Raw genomic sequence first — 17014 nt, 5'->3', positions numbered from 1 at the left:
CGTGTCTCGACGTCCGCACGCCCGGTTGCGCGGCTCGTCTCTATCGATGCTCGAGGCGTCCGTCCTGCGCTGGACGGGGAGTGATGCTGGTGCGTCATCAATCTCGATGAACGTCAGGGGGGATCGCTCGGCGCGCTCCGCCAGGCAGACACGATCTGCGCAAGAAGGTCGAAATCCCTGGGCTCTCGGGCGGCCTCGGCGGCGAAGAAGTTGTGAGGTTCCAACATGCTCGGTTACAGGGCTCGATCACGCGGCATCCTCGGAGTGGTAGCCAGCATCACGCTTGCAGTCGTGAGCCTGACGGGACTCCCGGCGACGCCAGCATCGGCGGACACCCAGCCCGCCGATTCGTCGACGCCGGCAACCGTGTCTGCCGATCCGCTGCCGACCGTTCAGATCAACGGAGTCGTGCGGAAGCAGGTCATCGTCGGCAACACCGTCTACGCCGGTGGTGAGTTCACCAGCGCGCGGCCGGCGGGATCGCCGGCCGGCAGCAACGAGACACCGCGCAGCAACATCCTCGCCTACAACCTTTCGACGGGCGTCCTCCTCACCGGCTTCGCGCCGAGTGTCAACGGGCCAGTTCTGGACATGTCGCTGTCGCCGGACAAGACGAAGTTGTACATCTCGGGGTCCTTCAGCACCATCAACGGGCTGAATCGACGTCGGGTCGCTCAGTTCAACTTGTCCAACAACGGCGCTACCGCCACCCTCACGGATTGGTATCCGAACGCGAACGGGACGGTCAACGGGGTCTATGCGACCAACAGCTCCGTCTATCTCGGCGGTGCCTTCACGGTTGTGCGAGGCGTAGCGCGGACCCGATTGGCGGCAGTCAGCGCCTCTGGAGCCAATCCGACGCTGCTGCCGCTCAGCGCAGAGATTCCCGACTATCGGGTCCAGGACCTCGTGGTGTCGCCGGACGAGTCGAAGGTGGTCATCGTCGGCAACTTCACCCAGGTCAACGGTTCGTCGCAATTCGCTGATGGAATGGCCATGCTCGATGTCGCCACCAGTCAGGTGCTCTCACTCCCGGTCGGGAATCTGGTGTACAGCAGCGGTGGAAGTGCGGGTTTCCTCGACGTCGAGACTGACGGCACGTCCTTCTACGCATCGGCGTGGAACTACGCCGGCCACGGCAACATCGAAGGTGCCTTCAAGGCGGACTGGGCCACGGGAAGTCTGACGTGGATCGAGGACTGTCACGGCGACACCTATGCCGTCTACCCAGTTGGTGACGTCGTCTACGAGGCGAGCCACAAGCACTACTGTGGAAACAGTGGCGGGTTCCCGCAGACCGATCCCTGGACGTTCCACCACTCGACCGCCGTCACCCAGGACGTCCGCGGCACGAACACGGCCGACATCTACGGCTACCCCGACCACCCCGGTGAGCCCCGTCCGGAGTTCCTCGACTGGTACCCCGACTGGTCCATCGGGAGCTTCACGGGAGCCAACCAGGCCGTGTGGACGGTCACCGGCAACGACGACTACGTCCTCTACGGCGGTGAGTTCCCGCGCGTGAATAACGTCGCCCAGAGTGGCCTGGTCCGGTTCGCCCGCCGAGAGATCGCGCCGAACAAGGTTCCGCCCACGCAGAATGGCTCCAGGGGCTGGAACCCGAGCGTGGTATCGATCGCGGGCGGCACGGTCCGGGTCGCTTGGCCAGGCAACCCCGACCGTGACAACGCGACGGTGACCTACCGGCTGTACCGGGGCTCGCTGAGCAACTTGGTGTACGAGAAGACAGTCTCCGGCTACCACTTCTGGGAGTTGCCGCAGAACAGTTTCATCGACACGGGACTGACGCCGGGCAGCACCCAGCAATACCGCGTCGAAGCCGTCGATCCATATGGCAACAGAGCCGGATCGAACTGGATCTCCGTCACGGTTGCCGACGGCGCACCACTGTCGTCCTATGCACTGAAGATCCTCAACGACTCACCGGTCGACTACTGGCGCATGGGTGAGTCGGGCAGCACGTCGATCGACTACGGCGGCGGCTACGACCTCACCAACGACAGCGGCGTCACGGGCGGCGCAAGCGGCGCCATCGTCGGCGATAGCGACCCGGCATCGACCTTCGCGGGGAGGTCAGACGGGCGATCGAGCACGAGCACGGCTGTTCCCGGCCCGAACACCTTCGCTCTGGAGGCGTGGATCAAGACGACCACAAACAGGGGCGGCAAGATCATCGGCTTCGGCAGTGCTAGTAGCGGCAACTCGAGCAGCTACGACAGACACCTCTACATGCGCAACGATGGTCGGCTGGTCTTCGGTGTCTACCCCGGCGCGGTGCGCACCGTGACCTCTTCGGCCGCGTACCGAGACGGTCAGTGGCACCAGGTCGTGGCGCAGCTCTCCTCGGCGGGCATGGAGTTGTACGTGGACGGGGTTCGTGTGGCCCAGCGGGCTGACGTCACCGGCGCGCAGAGCTACAACGGCTACTGGCGGGTCGGTGGCGACAACCTCAACGGCTGGGACTCGGTTCCGAGCAGCGTCAACTTCGCTGGCACGATCGACGAGGTCGCGGTGTTCGGCCAGGCCCTCTCGCGGACCACAATCCGCCAGCAGTACCTGGCCTCAGGTCGGACGCTGTCCAACCTGCCTCCGACTGCGTCGTTCACCTCGTCGACGCGGGCACTCGACGCGACATTCGACGCCAGTGAGTCCGCGGATCCCGACGCCGGTCCATTGACATACAGCTGGGACTTCGGTGATGGCTCGCCGGCGGGGTCGGGCATGACGCCCTCGCACACCTACGCCGCGGCCGGCACGCGCACGGTGACGCTCACGGTCACCGACGAGGAAGGCGCCATCGCCACGGTGTCGCACACAGTGACAAGCACCGACCCGAACCCGATGCCGAGCGACGCCTATGGCGCGGCAATCTTCGCCGCTGATCCTCAGTTCTACTGGCGTCTCGATGAGACATCCGGAGCGACCGCCGCCGACTCGTCCTTCACCGGCTCCGACACCGGCGCCATCCGGAACGGAGTGACGCTTGGCCAGCCCGGTGCTCTCCTGCACCAGGCCGGCACGGCAGCCGCGTTCAACGGCAGCAACGGTCTGATCGTGGACTCCTCGGCGATGACGAACCCGGGCGCCTTCACGAACGTCCTCTGGTTCAAGACGTCGACGACAAGTGGGGGCAAGCTGATCGGGTTCGGCGACGCGAGCAATGGTGACTCGAGCAACTACGACCGACACACCTACATGCTCGACACCGGTCAGCTCCGATTCGGCGTGTGGACCGGTCAGGAGAACACGATCACTTCGCCGAACTCCTACAACGACGGCAACTGGCACATGCTCGTGTCCTCGCAGTCGAAGTCGGACGGCATGCGCATGTACGTCGACGGCCAGCTGGTCGGCACCAACGGTCAGACCGAAGCGCAGTCGTACACGGGCTACTGGCGCATCGGTGGTGACACCACGTGGGGCGGTAGCAGCAGCCGGTACTTCAACGGCAACCTCGATGAGGTGGCGCTCTTCAACACTGCCGTCGATGCGGCGCAAGTGGCGGCTCTCTACACGAAGGGCACTCAGAACGAGAGCCCGACCGCTCGTTTCACCATCGCCGCCGACGACCTTGGCGTCACCCTCGATGGCTCTGCGTCGAGCGATCCGGAAGGCCCGGTCGCGAACTACGCATGGGACTTCGGCGACGGCGGCACGCAGTCGGGGGCCAGCTCGACTGCTTCTCACACCTATGCCGCGCCCGGCACCTACACGATCAAGCTGACCGTGGCAGACGGTGACGGCGTGACGGACACCCAGACGCACGACGTCACGGTGGCGGCCAATCAGCCTCCGACCGCGGAGTTCACCACCACCGCCTCCAAGTGGACAGTGGCGGCAGACGCGAGCGCGTCCAGCGATGACAGCGGCATCGCCTCGTACGCGTGGGACTTCGGTGAGTCCACGGGGTCCGGTGACGTGCGTACTGGCAAGACGCCGTCATACACGTACGGCGCTGCCGGCACATATGCGGTCACCCTGACGGTGACCGACGACGACGGTGTGAGCCGCTCCGTCAGTCACGATGTCCAGGTGCTCGGCAACCAGCCGCCCGTGGCTGCCTTCACTGCCACCGCGGACAAGCTGTCGGCATCGGTAGACGCGGGTTCCTCAAGCGACCCGGAAGGCGGGGCGCTGACCTATCAGTGGGACTTCGGGGAGTCGGTCGGTGGCGGTGACACGCGGACCGGTGAGACTGCTTCCTACACCTACGCGGGAACGGGCACGTACACGGTGACGTTGACCGTTACGGATGACGAGGGCGAAGCGCGGGTCGCGACGCAGCAGGTCGAAGTCACCGGAAACCAGTCGCCCACCGCTTCCATCGGGTCGCCCATGGTGACTGGTCTCAAGGCCTCCGTCGACGGCTCGGGCTCGAGCGACGCAGACGGCACGGTCGCCTCCTACCTTTGGGACTTCGGCGCTACAGACGGCGCCAGCGATCAGGCGACGGGGAAGACGGCGAGCTACACCTATGCCGCGGCCGGCACGTACACCGTGACATTGACCGTGACCGACGACGACGGTTCGACCGACACCGCGGAGACGGTCGTGACAGTGGACGACGGCGTGCTGGCGCTTGACTCGTTCGCTCGGAGCGCCACGAGTGGATGGGGGAGTGCCGACTACGGCGGTGCCTGGACCTCCATCGGTCTGGCATCACGCTTCTCGGTCTCGGGAGATCGAGGTCTCCAGTCCCTGGTCGGCACGAATCTTGAAGCCGATCTTGCCTCCGTCTCGGCACGGGACGTCGACGTGGCCGTCAGCGTGGGGCTCGACAAGCTGCCTTCGAGCACGCTGCAGACCTGGGTGAACACACGGAAGATCGGCAGCACGGCGTATGGAGCGCGGCTCCGATTCAACCCTGACGGCACCTACGGCCTCCACCTGACGCGTGACAACAACCCGCTGGTCGGCACGAATGCGTTTGCCGGGCGTACGTACACACCGGGCGATCGGGTTTGGGTCCGATTCCAGACGGAGAGCACCTCCGCGACGACAACGGCGCTGCGGGTGAAGGTATGGCAGGTCGGCACGACAGAGCCGACCGCCTGGACGTACACGACGACGAACTCGACTGCGGCGAACCAAGCGTCCGGGTCGGTGTCGCTCAAGTCATACACGGCGACGACTGGGGCCAACCCGATCGTTGTCTCGTTCGACGACCTGAGCGTCTCGGAGCTGCCGTGACCGTAGCCGACGGACGCACCATCACGGTGGCGGTGCTGACCTACCGACGACCTGCCGCACTAGCGGAAGCGCTGCTCGGCATCATCGAGCAAGTGGACCAGGTGCCAGAGTCTCGCCTCTTGGTCATCGACAACGATCAGGAGCCGAGTGCTGAGCGTGTGGTCGCCGCGGTCACTGCCGAGCATCCCCGAGTCTTCTATGTCCACGAGCCTCGGCCCGGGATCGCGACTGCGCGAAACCGCGCAATGATCGAATGCGGAGCCCAGGACCTCCTGGTGTTCATCGACGACGACGAGCGTCCGGCCGAGCGCTGGTTGATCGGGCTGGTCTCAACCTGGGATCGATACCGAGCTCCGGCCGTTGTCGGACCGGTAGTCTCCACTTTCCCCGGCCCGCTCGACCCGTGGATCACGGCAGGAGGGTTCTTCAACAGGGCACGCAGACCGACGGGGACGCTGGTAGGAACGGCAGCGACGAACAACCTTCTCCTGGACCTGGCTCAGATCCGTCCGCTGTCCTTGGCGTTCGACGAGAGCTTCGGGTTGTCGGGCGGCTCTGACACGGTCTTCACGCGCCAGCTGGTCGCCAAGGGAGGGCGCATCGTCTGGTGCGATGAGGCTCTCGTCTTTGACGCTGTGCCCAGCGACAGAACGACGCGGCGCTGGGTCACGGCCCGCGTTGCACGCATGGGCAATTCTGACGCCCGCGCTGCCGTCTATCTGGCCGATCGGGGGCCTGGCCGAGCGCTGGCAAGGGTGGCCCAGACAGTGCGGGGGTGCGTTCGCGTCGCGGCAGGATTGGGCCGAATGGTCTACGGCCGTGTGATCCGCTCGATCACCCACGATGCTCGGGGCACGCGCACCATGCTTCGGGGGGCAGGCATCATCCGCGGCGCATGGGGGTCGGTCGTCTATGAATATCGCCGTTCGTAGTACCCGACAGGAAGGATCTGTGGCCGCGGACGGCGGGTAGAAGCAGGACGGCGACTGCCAAGATGAGTTGGTCGATGCTACTGACGATCGGGCTGAAACCGATGTCCCACAGGGTTCGGAGGGCAAGGAAGAAGCCGATAGCCGAGCCGGTGCTACTCGCTAGCCCGAGACCGAGATAGTGAAGCACGAGTACGGCGATCGCAATCACGAGCAGCAGTCCGACAATGCTGTAAGCAGCCCAGAAGTCGCCGACCAATGAGTGCAACTCGAACTTCCCCTGTCCGAGCATGTACCGCTCGACGTAGCCGTTGTCCGGGTCATAGCCAAGGCGCGACATCCCGGTCTTCGCGACGAGGATGTCGGCGGGAGCGGGAACGGTGCCCGGCCCGAAGCCGATCGGGTTCGTTCTGAGCAATTCGACCGTGGCACCGATCTCTGGCCGGCCGCCGAGGATGAGAGACCCAGACAGCGCAATCTGCGCCTGGGTGCGGTCCTGTGCCGCTTCGCCGAGGTAGCCCTCGAGGGCCGCGCCGCTGAGCGCTCGATAGGCGCCATAGGCAAGCATCCCGACGAGTGCCACAGCCGTGATAGCCGAAGACGAGCGGTGGCTGAATCGGGGCCGGTGCTGCCAAGCGAGGATCACCGCGACCATGAGGAGGATGCCGCTGTCGGATCGACCGCCGGCAAGCGCGTTGCTCATCGCAAGCAATACCACCGCAAGCAGCTCGAACCATCGCTTGCCGGCGAGCATCGCCAACGCAAGGAGCAACACGGTCGTCGGCATGGCGAAACCCCATCGCCACACGTTCGTCGCGAGCAAGGGATTGGGATGGAGGGCGGTTGCCGCGAACATTCCCACCCCGTAGAGCGCAGCGACGACCCCCGTCGGCAGCACCGTTCGGCACCACAGCAAGGCGCCAACGGATGCGGCCGCTCCCATGAGGAAGACCATCTGAGCCCTGAACTCATGGCTGCTGGTCTGGTGCGTCATCCCCATCCACCTGGTCACCATCGGTGAGGCAACGAGAGCCGCCACCACGAGCGATCCGAGAACGGAGGCGCCGAAGAACCCACGGGCCGACGCGATCCAGACCGGGGTGAGCGCGAGGGAGAGCGCAGCACCAATGGTGATCGAGAAGGCGACTGGTTCGTTCACCCCAATCAGAAGCGGAAGTGCCGCCGCAACCAACCTGTTAAGGACCACCCAAGAGTCGGCCCTCCTGGTACGCGAGCGCGACGCCGACGCCCTACCACCCAGTCCGCCGCGCGGAACCAACTGGAGCGCCACGGCGCTACTCGTCCCGGCCGGAATCGGGCACGGGCTGCAGCGTCGGGATATCGGGTGCCGATGTCTTCGGTTGTCTGGCACTTCGGTCACGCCGGCTGGCCAGGTTCGCTCGGAATCGGCCGAACAGGCTGTTCCTCACACGGTGGCCGTAATAGCTTTCGTCAGCGGTGGCTCGGACGCGATTGGCCACGACACCCAGACACCGGGCCTCCACGGACTCCAGCGTCGCCAGCGCATCGGACAGTTGACCGCGGTGGACCTTCTGGCAGTTGGCAACCACGACAGCGCCATCGCAGAGACGCGCGAGGATCGTCGCATCGGCGACAGGAAGCAGCGGTGGTGCGTCGAGGACGATGAAGTCGTAGTCCTCGCGCATCCGGGTGAGCAGCATCTGCATCGGCCGCGAGCCGATGAGCTGACTCGGGTTGGGCGGCACTTCACCGAGGGTGAGGACGTCGAGGGTCGGCTGCGCCCAACTCTGGACGACGTCATGCAGCTCGGCTTTGCCGATGAGGATCGTCGTCAGACCGGCAGACCCCTCGAGATTGCAGTAGTCCGCTATGGCAGGGCGACGCATGTCTGCGTCGACCAACAGCACGCGTAGATCCTTCTCGGCAATGGCGAGTGCGAGATTGATCGACGTGGTCGACTTTCCCTCGCCGCCCACCGACGAGGTCATGACGATGCACTGCACGGGTGCCGATGCATCGAGAAACTGCAGGTTGGTCTGCAGCCGCCGATAGGACTCGGAGGCCACGCTACGTGGTGCGATCGCCGTCACGGCGCGCCCCATGCGCCCGCGTAGCACGGGGATGGTTCCGAGCAGGGCTGCGTCCGTGACCTGACCGATGTCAGTACCGCTGCGAATGCGGGTGTCGAACAAGCCGCGCACGACCGCCAGCGCCACTCCTGCGACCAGGCCGCCGATGAATCCGACGAGAACCAGAAGCCGCTTGTTCGGAGACACGGGGAAGGAAGGCGGAACAGCTGGAGCGACGACATCTACCCGCACCGTTTCCGCGGCACCCGATTCTGGCGATAGATCTGTGATCGTTTCCGAGAGGTGCTGAGCGACGGCGTTCGAGATGTCAGCGGCGAGTGCCGCGTCGGACGTGGTCGCCGAGATCTCGATGATCACCGTGTTGAGGGGCGTGGCTGCGGTGATCGAACCAGCGAGCGCCCTCGCCGACACGGGGAGGTGTAGCTCTTGAATGACCGGATCGAGAACCACGGGCATTGTTGCGAGTGCGACGTACGACTGCACGAGGCTCTGTGTGTAGGTGGTGCCCTGAACCAGTTCTTGAGTGTTGGCACCGCGAGACAGGGACACGAATGCCTTCGAGGTGGCACGGTATTGCGGCTCCGCCGACTCGGCCTGGTAGACGCCGAAGAAGGTGCCGACAAGTGTGAGAGCGGCGACGAGGTACCACCGCTTGCGCAGGGCGGCGATGTATTCGCGCAGATCCATCGAGCCTCTCTCCCACGTATGTTCGTCGAGTCGAGTCCCCATTCGGAAGGCGCCGCACAGCGATGCGCGGGCCTACCCCGTCGACTCATTGAGCACGCAATCGCGCTTGCTGGCCAAGCGTCGCGCGATCGGACGTCATGTCCCCCAAACTGGGGAAAGCCAGGCAGTGTGCGACGTCGTGGCTGCGCGGTGCCTACGGTGAGATCACAGCGCGAATTGTTGTCATGGGGACGCTCTCTCGGTTCGACGGCGGAAGCCTGCCCGAATGACACGCGACGGACCGATCAGTGGGGGATATACGCCGAGATGGTGACCATTCTCGTGGTTTGCACAGGGAACATTCGACGCTCGCCGGCGATCGAGGCGATCTTGCGGCAGGGGACCGACGCTGCTCCGGGCCTCGCGGAGGCTGGTGTGACCGTCGTCAGCGCCGGCACGGAGGCGTTGGTGGGAGAAGGCATCGACGGTCCGGTTGCATCCGAGCTGGCGAAGCTCGGCGTTGACGGGTCATCCCACGTCGCGCGACAGCTCAGAGCCAAGCACATCCGGCAGGCGGACATAGTCCTCGCCGCGGAGCGGGCGCACCGCAGTGCTGTTGTGCGGCTCGTACCGGCAGCGGTCCGGTACACGTTCACCGTGCTCGAGCTGGCGGCCCTCGGCCAACGAGTGGGGCGTTCGGCCGTCGGTGGTTCCGACGTCGCGACCCGCCTCATGAACTTGGTTGAGCTGGCACCTCGCGAGCGTGCCGCCCGGGTCGTCAGGAAGGCGAAAGTTGACGATCTGCGTGACCTCAAGCGTGCGAGCAACCGTGACGTCGCTCGGTTTCTCACTGAGCTGAGGGCGCCCGCGGAGACACTCCTGCGGCTGGTAGAGCCCGACTCCGTGTTGAGCATCGTGGGATCCGAGCCGAAGAGTGAGGCGGATATCAGGTCGACCGTCCGTCTGCCGCTCCGGTAACGCCATGGGCTTGCATTGGCGTCGTCGGCCCAAGCACGTAGGCCCTGCTGAGCGACTCGACGCAGCTGTCGCGGGCGTCCTTGCCGACGACCTCTGCTCCGGATGCGGCGCGTGTTGCCTTCTCGATGACGGCCTCGAGATGCGATTGCTGGACGGCTTCAGCCGACCGGTTCGAGTGAGGCCCCCGTCGGGCATGGCATTGACGACGTCGGAGGACCCAGCGCGAACCTTCGCGGCCATTTGCCCCGGCAGGTCGGTGAGGTCACCCCACCCCCGAGGCGTTCAGCGCGACCCGCTTCTCGGCAGCTACCTCGGAGTATGGGCCGCGTACGCTGCTGACCCTGCTGTCCGGCACGCAGGGTCGAGCGGGGGCGTGCTGACGGCACTAGCGGGCTGGCTCGTCGAGAACGGCGAGATTGTGCAGTTCGTGGGCGCGGGACCGTCCCTGGATGCTCGCCGTACGGTGCCCGTCAGCATCGGCACGAAGGAAGAGGCGCTCGCCGCGGCGGGATCTCGCTACGCACCTGTGTCGAACGCCGCCCGTGCAACCTTCGCGGCGAGCGACGGACTGATCGGCAAGCCGTGCGAGGCCTCTGCCGTGCGCGCTCTCGCCGAGCGCGTGGGATCCGCGCCGCTCGTTCTCTCGTTCTTCTGTGCCGGCACGCCCAACCAGTTCGCCACCGATGATCTTGTCGAGCTGCTCGGTCTACCGGACGCCGGCATCACGTCGCTCCGATATCGGGGCCACGGATGGCCGGGTGCTTTCGTCGCCTCCGACGGCAACACCGTGCGCTCGATGAGCTACGACGAGTCCTGGGGAAAGCACCTCGGGCCGACCATGCAATGGCGCTGCAAGCTGTGCGCGGACGGCGTTGGCGAATCCGCGGACATCGTCGCCGGCGACTTCTGGGACATCGACGAGCGGGGCTATCCGTTGTTCACCGAAGGTGACGGTCGAAGTGCCGTCACCGCTCGGACCGAGCGCGGCGCCGATGTGGTGCGACGCGCGATCGCCGCAGGCGTCCTGATCGCTGACGAGGTGGGAGCGGACGAGGTCGCGGCGGTACAGCCATCCCAACGGAAGCGACGGACCTCTCTGGCCGGCCGGCTGGCGGGGTGCCTTTCGGCGGGGCGTCGGGTGCCTCGCTACCACGGCTTCGGCCTCCTTGCGCTAGCCGCGCGGGATGTCCGCGAGAACCTCCGCGCCGCGCGCGGTGGACGACGCCGAATCGTCGCCTCTCGCCGGAGCCCCGTGCCCGACGACACCGATCGGAGGGATCGTGCGAGTACTGGTTCTCTGGGCGGATGACGAGTCGGCCAACCTGGGGGTCAGGGCGCTCGGCGCCGGAACCTCGGCGTTGGTACGCCGAGTTTGGCCCGACGCGGAGATCTCGTTCCTGAGCTTCGGTAGCAGGGCGGGCACCATGCGCATCGGGGGGCCTCGTCCCCTTATTGAAGAGCTCGTGCGGCCGTCCCACGGGGTCGTCGAGTGGTTGCGCACTTTCGACCTGGTCGTGGACCTCCGCGCGGGTGACAGCTTCACCGACATCTACGGACTGCGCCGACACACGACGATGAGTCTGGTAGCCGAGGCCGTTCACCGCGCGCGCCGGCCGTACGTCCTAGCGCCCCAGACGATCGGGCCGTTCGAGACTCGACGAGGCCGCATGCTCGCGCGGCGCACCCTGGCGATCGCAGCAATGGCTATGGCACGCGACTCAGCCAGCGCCAGCGCGGCGGCGGGACTCGGTCGCCCTGTAGACGTCCGCTCGACGGACGTGGTCTTCGCCCTCGGACAGCCGCAGACGGAAACCGTGCGGGACGTGGTGCTCAACATCTCCGGCCTGCTTTGGCAACCGGGCCCTCACGTTGACAGCCAGCACTATCGCTCGGTGGTGCAGGACGTCTACGAGGAGATGCGCAAGGGTGGCCGCAAGGTCACGCTCCTGGCCCATGTCGTGGATTCGCCGGTCGCAGACAACGATGTGCCGGCCATCAAGGAGTTCGCGGAGGTGGTCGGGCATGACGGCGAGACCGTCATCCCCTCCTCCCTGGACGAGGTGCGTGAGCTCCTTGCAGGGAGTCAGTTGGTCATCGGGTCGCGCATGCACGCCTGCCTGAACGCTCTGTCGGTCGGCACTCCCGCGATCCCGCTGGCCTACTCCCGGAAGTTCGCTCCTCTGCTCGCAGATCTCGGATGGGGCCACAGCGTCGACCTGCGCAGCGAACCGCGGCCACAGGATCGGGTCGTCGCCATCGTGGAAGCCGGGATCGCCCGTTCAGAGGCGGCCGGCGTCCGGCGGCGGGCGGAGGGCCTCATCGAGTCCGCCATCACCGCCCTACGGCACCTGTCGTGACCGTTTCGGCCGCGGAGCCGGCGAGTGACGGCGGACTCGGCCGGCGTGCGTTGCGCGGAGGGTTCGTTGTCATGGGTGGCCAGTTGGTCCGGATGGTCGTCCAAGTGCTCGCTGTCGTCATCCTCGCTCGGTTGCTCGACCCGCGCGACTTCGGCCTGCTAGCCATGGTGCTGTCCGTAGTGGCGGTCGCTGAGATCTTTCGGGACATGGGACTGTCAACGGCGGCGATCCAGGCGAAGGTGTTGACCCCCGAGCAGCGGGACAATCTGTTCTGGCTCAACAGCTGCATCGGATCGGGCTTGGCATTGCTGGCATTCGTGGCGGCCCCGCTAGTTGCCGACGTCTTCCATGAACCTGTGCTGGTGCCGATGACCAAGGTGCTCGCGCTCATGTTCCTGTTCAATGGCATGGCGACGCAGTACCGAGCAGATCTCACTCGCCGCATGCTCTTCGGCCGATTGGTCGTCGCCGATACTGCGGCGCCCGTCGTCGGGCTATTGGTCGCGACTGCGCTAGCCGTAGCAGGCGCGGGTCATTGGGCCCTTGTGGCACAACTGTTGACCCAGTACCTGACCGTCCTCGTTCTCGTCGTTGTCGGTGCGGGTTGGCTGCCTGGGCGACCGCGTCGAGACGTGCCCATGGGGGACTTCCTGAAGTTCGGCTGGACCATCGTCGGCTCGCAGTTGATCGGCTACGTCGCAAACAACACCGACTCCGTCATCATCGGCAGCCGACTGGGCGCCGGACCTCTTGGTCTCTACAACCGTGCCTTCCAGCTCGTGATGAGTCCGCTGGGTCAGCTACGGGGCTCAACGGGAACGGTGGGTGTTTCGCTTCTCGCGCGGGTGCAGGATGATCCGGGCCGCAGCCAGCGATACGTCGAGCGAGGACAACTCGCGTTGGGTTGCACGGTCGTGGCAGGTCTGGGGCTGATCATCGGCGGAGCCGAGCCGATCGTCGACGTGATGCTGGGCCCGAAGTGGGACGTTGCGACGATACTCAGTCTGCTCGCGCTCGCCGGCGCGTTTCAGACGCTCTCGCTCGTCGGCTACTGGGTGTACGTCTCCCAGGGGCTGACCCGAGACCTCATGCACTACTCGGTCGTCTCTGCCGTCATCAAGGTCCTGTGCGTCGTGGCCGGCAGTCGCTGGGGGGTGGTCGGCGTCGCCGTCGGCTATGCGATCGCGCCGGCTCTGTCGTGGCCGATCTCGTTCTGGTGGCTCTCCCGCCATGCCAATGTCAGGGTGGCGCCGCTGTACTCAGGCGCCGGCCGCATCGCCCTCATCACCAGTGTGACGGCGATGGGCGCGTGGGCTGGGGCGTCCATCTCGGACGACTCCGTGCCCGCCGTTCTCAGTTTGCTGGCATCGATCGGGTGTGGTCTGAGCGGCTATGCGCTGCTGGTCGCTTGCGTGCGGCCGATACGCGCCGATGCCATGATGGTTTTCGCGGCGACGCGAACGGCTATGCGGCGGAGGTAACTCCCCCTATTGCAGGGGAAGATGGAAGTCGAGCACGTAGTCGAGATCCCGAGATCGCTCCCGCAAGAACTTTGCCGGAACGCCACCGACGATTGCGTACGGCGCAACGTCCTTGGTCACGACGGCCCCGGCCGCCACCACAGCACCTTCGCCGATCGTCACGCCTGGCAGGATGGTGGCACGGGTCGCGACGTAGGCGCGGTCGCCGATGACCACCGGCCCACCTTGGACTGCAAAGTCGTGGGCGTCGGGGTTGTGCTCGAGCGTGAAGATCTGGACATGACCGCCGATGTTGACGTTGTCCCCGATCACGAGGGTGCGCCGCCCATCCAAGAAGCAGTCGTTGCCGATGATCGTGTGCGCGCCGATCCTCACCCCGTCGGGCTGGTAGAACGTCGCACGCCAGTGGAAGGAGGTATGCGCACCGATCCTCATGCCCAGGACGTTGCGGTACCACCAGAGTCGGAACGCGTGGTTTGGCACGCGGCCAACCAGAAAGGCACCGAAGAGTCGATAGCCCCGCGAGTAGCTGCTGAGCCGGTTACGAACGTGCCGGAGCGGTTGAGCGGCCAGAGGACTCATATCAGCCCCCGTTCGCTACTGACGTGTCAGCAGGGTCGGTGAGCTCGAGCCACCATTTCCGTAGTGCAAGTCCGAGCATCGCTGCCGCCAGCACCAGCAGCGTCGTGTAGGTGGGCAGGAACACCTCGGGCCAGGGGGTGAGGACGAACAACCAGATCAAGGCGCCGTAGTCGGTCGGAAGGATCAACCACTTCCGCAGCGGATGCTCTGTGCGGGGCGTTGCGCGGGTCGGGTCACGAGTCGCTCGCAGGAACGGCACCAGGATCAGACCGAAGTAGGTCACCGACTGCACCACCGAGAACGCGAGTGGTATCAGCAGCACCCGATGATCGTCTGCCGGAGGAAACCGGAACCAGGCGATCGCGACGGCCAGGTGCAGACTGCTGGTCTTGAAGCAGTCCACGGTGTGGTCGAGCCATTCGCCGCGAAGCGAGCCTCGGCCGCGAAGGCGCGCCAGCTGGCCGTCCACTGAGTCCATGACGTACCCGAATGCCAACAGCACCGCGACGAGAGGCCCCCATGACGGCGAGCTCACGGCGAGCAAAGCGATACCTGCGCCCGAGAGTGCCGCGCTGACGGCCGTCGCCTGGTCTGGCGTAAGCCCGATGCGGTGGCACGCCGCTGCCACGACCCGACCCGCTGGCCGGTTGACGTATCGGCCGTACGCCGCGGTCCCGGACGAAGGCTTCTGCGCTGCACGCAACTCAGCCAGGTTGGCCCGGAACGTGCGGGCGTGAGTGGCGCTCACGGTGGTCATGGCTAAGGCTCCATGAGTGCATCGGATCCGCTGCTCGGGCTCACGTCCAGCTCGGTCACCGGTTGCGGGCGGTGGCGCTGCCGAAGAATCGGGTCTTGACCTTGACGGCGGTGTTGTAGTGCCGGGCGAAGGACTTCTTGAGCACGTTGCCTTCCTCGGGAGCCCAACCCGTCGTCCGTGGGACGGTGCTCCCCACCTCGACGAGCTCGTAAGCGTAGGTAGCGATCGACTTGCGCGTGACGCCCGGGGGCAGGCTCATCTTCTTGAACCCATGGAAGGTGTGGTCGTCAGTGAGCATCAAGAGACCGCGGTTGAACGACGGCTCGATCGCGCGCGGTTCATCGTCGGGCTTGGCCTTGATCAGGAGCCGGCCGTCGTACTCCGGCTTCCAGTCCTTGTTCAGGTAGAGAAGGATGTTCAGCGTCCGCAACCAGTTGTCGTGGAGCGGGTGCATGTTGAAGTCGACATGGGTGTCGAGGTGTCCGCCGTCCCCGCTCTGGTGGAAGCCTCCGCCATGAAAGGCAGGATCGACGATGAGGTCCTTGCCCGTCAGCTGGCAGATGAAACACTTGAACTGTTCGCTCATCAACGCGTCATAGAACGCTCGCGAGGTCGGGCCCTGCTCCGCGACGCTGGACAGTTCGCGCTTGTCGCCGAACATGTAGTCCCGTGACTTCGGCATGGCGTCGGGCGCGGGGAACTCTTCGAGCAATCCTTCGGCGGTCTTCACATCGAGGAAGTCGTCGATGAGGAGCAGCGGGAAGGGGTCCCCGGCGTAGAAGGCGGACCTGAGCTCCTCGCCCCGGTCGATCCAAGAGTTGAACATGACTGGTCCCCAGGTGTGTGGGCGGCTGAAGTTGACCTCACTTTGGACCGACAGGCTGTCACTGGGGATGGCGAGTCGGACGCCTCCCTAAGGTTGGGTACGAAACCTCATGCTCGGGTAGCCGCCGCGGCTGCTTGGGCGGCGCGGGATCCGAACGCAGATCGCCAGTGAACGGCGAAGTGCTCGGGTGTGAAGCGCTTGAGGTAGGTCCGCCTCGCCTGTGCGCCGGCCGCCGTAACGGCCCGCCGGTCGAGGCTTGTGAGGACCGCAGCGAGCGCCTGAGCGTCAGCGAGCGGGTACAGCCATCCGTCGCTGCCGTCAGTGACGATGTCCAGCAGTCCGCCGCCCGCGCTGGCGATGACTGGGCGTCCCTGGGCGAAGGCCTCCGTCGCAACCAGCCCGAACGGCTCGGGATGGTCGCTCGGCACCACCATGACGTCGGCGTCGCGCAAGTAAGGTTCGACGTCCTCGACCTCGCCGACTACATCGACCGAGTCGGGGTCCGGCAGCTTCGCACGCAAAGCCTCGACATCGGTCGCCTCGCCGGTGGGCGGCATGCCGCCGAGGATCACGAGCCTGCCTGGGCAGCCGGCGAGTCCCCAAGCAGCTAGCAGCGTCTGGTGCCCCTTCCAAGCGTTCCAACGGCTGGCGACGAGGAACGTCAACGGGCCACGCCTGCCGTCCAACGGCCACGGGTCTGCGGGGCCGACCGACGCGTTCGGCACGACCGTGACGCGCGACCTCAACCGTGGGCCGACGCTGATCGCGACCGCTTCTGAGATGGCGAGGAGGCGATGGCAAGCAAATGCGAGGAGTCCGAGAATGCGTCTGTCGTTGCCCTTCCATATCTCCTGAACGTGGCCGAGGACGTGCGGTACCCCACACAGTCGGGCGATCGGCGCAACGAGAAACGCTGCGCTCGTCGTGCAGTAGACGGTGTCCGCGTTCGTAGCACGGAGAACGCTCATCAGCGACATCACGCGGTGTAGCAGCGCGAGCAGATGCCTCGGCGTTCGGTGCGAACGACGCAGGATGGGCAGGTCGATGTGGCGGACTGTTGCGCCCCGGCTTTCCAGCTCCCGGCACAGCGGGCGCTGGCCATGCGCAAGGTCGGTTGGCAACCAGATCTCAGCAGCAGCGCGTTGCTGGTCGTCG

12 protein-coding genes are annotated in these 17014 nt (G+C 65.8%); 6 read left to right on the top strand and 6 right to left on the bottom strand.

Going from position 1 to position 17014, the window contains the following annotated elements; translation table 11 throughout:
- Positions 1-291 precede the first annotated feature (291 nt).
- Together BM236_RS08040 and BM236_RS08035 are read left to right on the top strand one after the other, a co-directional pair.
- Positions 292-5211: a PKD domain-containing protein gene (locus BM236_RS08040; RefSeq protein WP_217645265.1), complete on the top strand. Its 4920-nt coding sequence runs from the start codon at positions 292-294 to the stop codon at positions 5209-5211.
- Positions 5208-6143, top strand: a complete 936-nt coding sequence (locus BM236_RS08035) for a glycosyltransferase family 2 protein (protein WP_091122299.1) — start codon at positions 5208-5210, stop codon at positions 6141-6143. The genes BM236_RS08040 and BM236_RS08035 overlap by 4 nt, the downstream gene beginning before the upstream one ends.
- Here the strand turns inward: BM236_RS08035 and BM236_RS08030 are convergent.
- Positions 6094-7299 carry a hypothetical protein gene (locus BM236_RS08030; protein WP_139230055.1) on the bottom strand — a complete coding sequence of 402 codons (1206 nt, stop codon included), beginning with the start codon at positions 7297-7299 and terminating at the stop codon, positions 6094-6096. The two genes, BM236_RS08035 and BM236_RS08030, sit on opposite strands and share 50 nt — an antisense overlap.
- A gap of 136 nt (positions 7300-7435) precedes the next feature.
- The gene (locus tag BM236_RS08025; protein ID WP_175507603.1) at positions 7436-8899 is read right to left on the bottom strand and encodes a tyrosine-protein kinase domain-containing protein; all 1464 of its coding nucleotides are present in this window, start codon (positions 8897-8899) and stop codon (positions 7436-7438) included.
- An 18-nt stretch (positions 8900-8917) separates the two neighbouring features.
- Between BM236_RS08025 and BM236_RS08020 the strand changes: the two genes are divergently transcribed.
- The 4 genes from BM236_RS08020 to BM236_RS08005 are packed head-to-tail and all read left to right on the top strand — an operon-like array spanning position 8918 to position 13694.
- Entirely contained in the window at positions 8918-9856 is a 939-nt protein-coding gene (locus tag BM236_RS08020; RefSeq protein ID WP_091122294.1) for an arsenate reductase/protein-tyrosine-phosphatase family protein, read from the top strand.
- A 4-nt stretch (positions 9857-9860) separates the two neighbouring features.
- Positions 9861-11165: a Coenzyme F420 hydrogenase/dehydrogenase, beta subunit C-terminal domain gene (locus BM236_RS08015; protein WP_091122293.1), complete on the top strand. Its 1305-nt coding sequence runs from the start codon at positions 9861-9863 to the stop codon at positions 11163-11165.
- A complete protein-coding gene (locus tag BM236_RS19325; protein ID WP_245750208.1) occupies positions 11137-12213 on the top strand; it encodes a polysaccharide pyruvyl transferase family protein in 1077 nt (358 codons plus the stop codon). The genes BM236_RS08015 and BM236_RS19325 overlap by 29 nt, the downstream gene beginning before the upstream one ends.
- Positions 12210-13694, top strand: coding sequence for a lipopolysaccharide biosynthesis protein (locus tag BM236_RS08005; protein ID WP_281247633.1), 1485 nt, complete (start codon positions 12210-12212; stop codon positions 13692-13694). Before BM236_RS19325 ends, BM236_RS08005 begins: the two co-directional genes overlap by 4 nt.
- Positions 13695-13700: 6 nt before the next feature.
- Here BM236_RS08005 and BM236_RS08000 read toward each other — a convergent pair whose 3' ends face one another.
- The 4 genes from BM236_RS08000 to BM236_RS07985 all read right to left on the bottom strand — a co-directional run.
- On the bottom strand, positions 13701-14129 hold the full coding sequence (locus BM236_RS08000) for an acyltransferase (protein ID WP_091122287.1): 429 nt from the start codon (positions 14127-14129) through the stop codon (positions 13701-13703).
- A gap of 148 nt (positions 14130-14277) precedes the next feature.
- The gene (locus BM236_RS07995) at positions 14278-15033 is read right to left on the bottom strand and encodes a CDP-alcohol phosphatidyltransferase family protein (RefSeq protein WP_091122286.1); all 756 of its coding nucleotides are present in this window, start codon (positions 15031-15033) and stop codon (positions 14278-14280) included.
- A 55-nt stretch (positions 15034-15088) separates the two neighbouring features.
- Positions 15089-15763: a 2OG-Fe(II) oxygenase gene (locus BM236_RS07990; protein WP_175507601.1), complete on the bottom strand. Its 675-nt coding sequence runs from the start codon at positions 15761-15763 to the stop codon at positions 15089-15091.
- 203 nt (positions 15764-15966) lie between these two features.
- The coding region (locus BM236_RS07985; protein ID WP_091122282.1) for a glycosyltransferase family 4 protein at positions 15967-17014 on the bottom strand (1048 nt) is incomplete at its 5' end.

The sequence above is a fragment of the Nocardioides terrae genome (assembly GCF_900112345.1).
Classification (GTDB): Bacteria; Actinomycetota; Actinomycetes; order Propionibacteriales; family Nocardioidaceae; genus Nocardioides; species Nocardioides terrae.
This window is presented reverse-complemented; position numbering and strand designations above follow the sequence as displayed.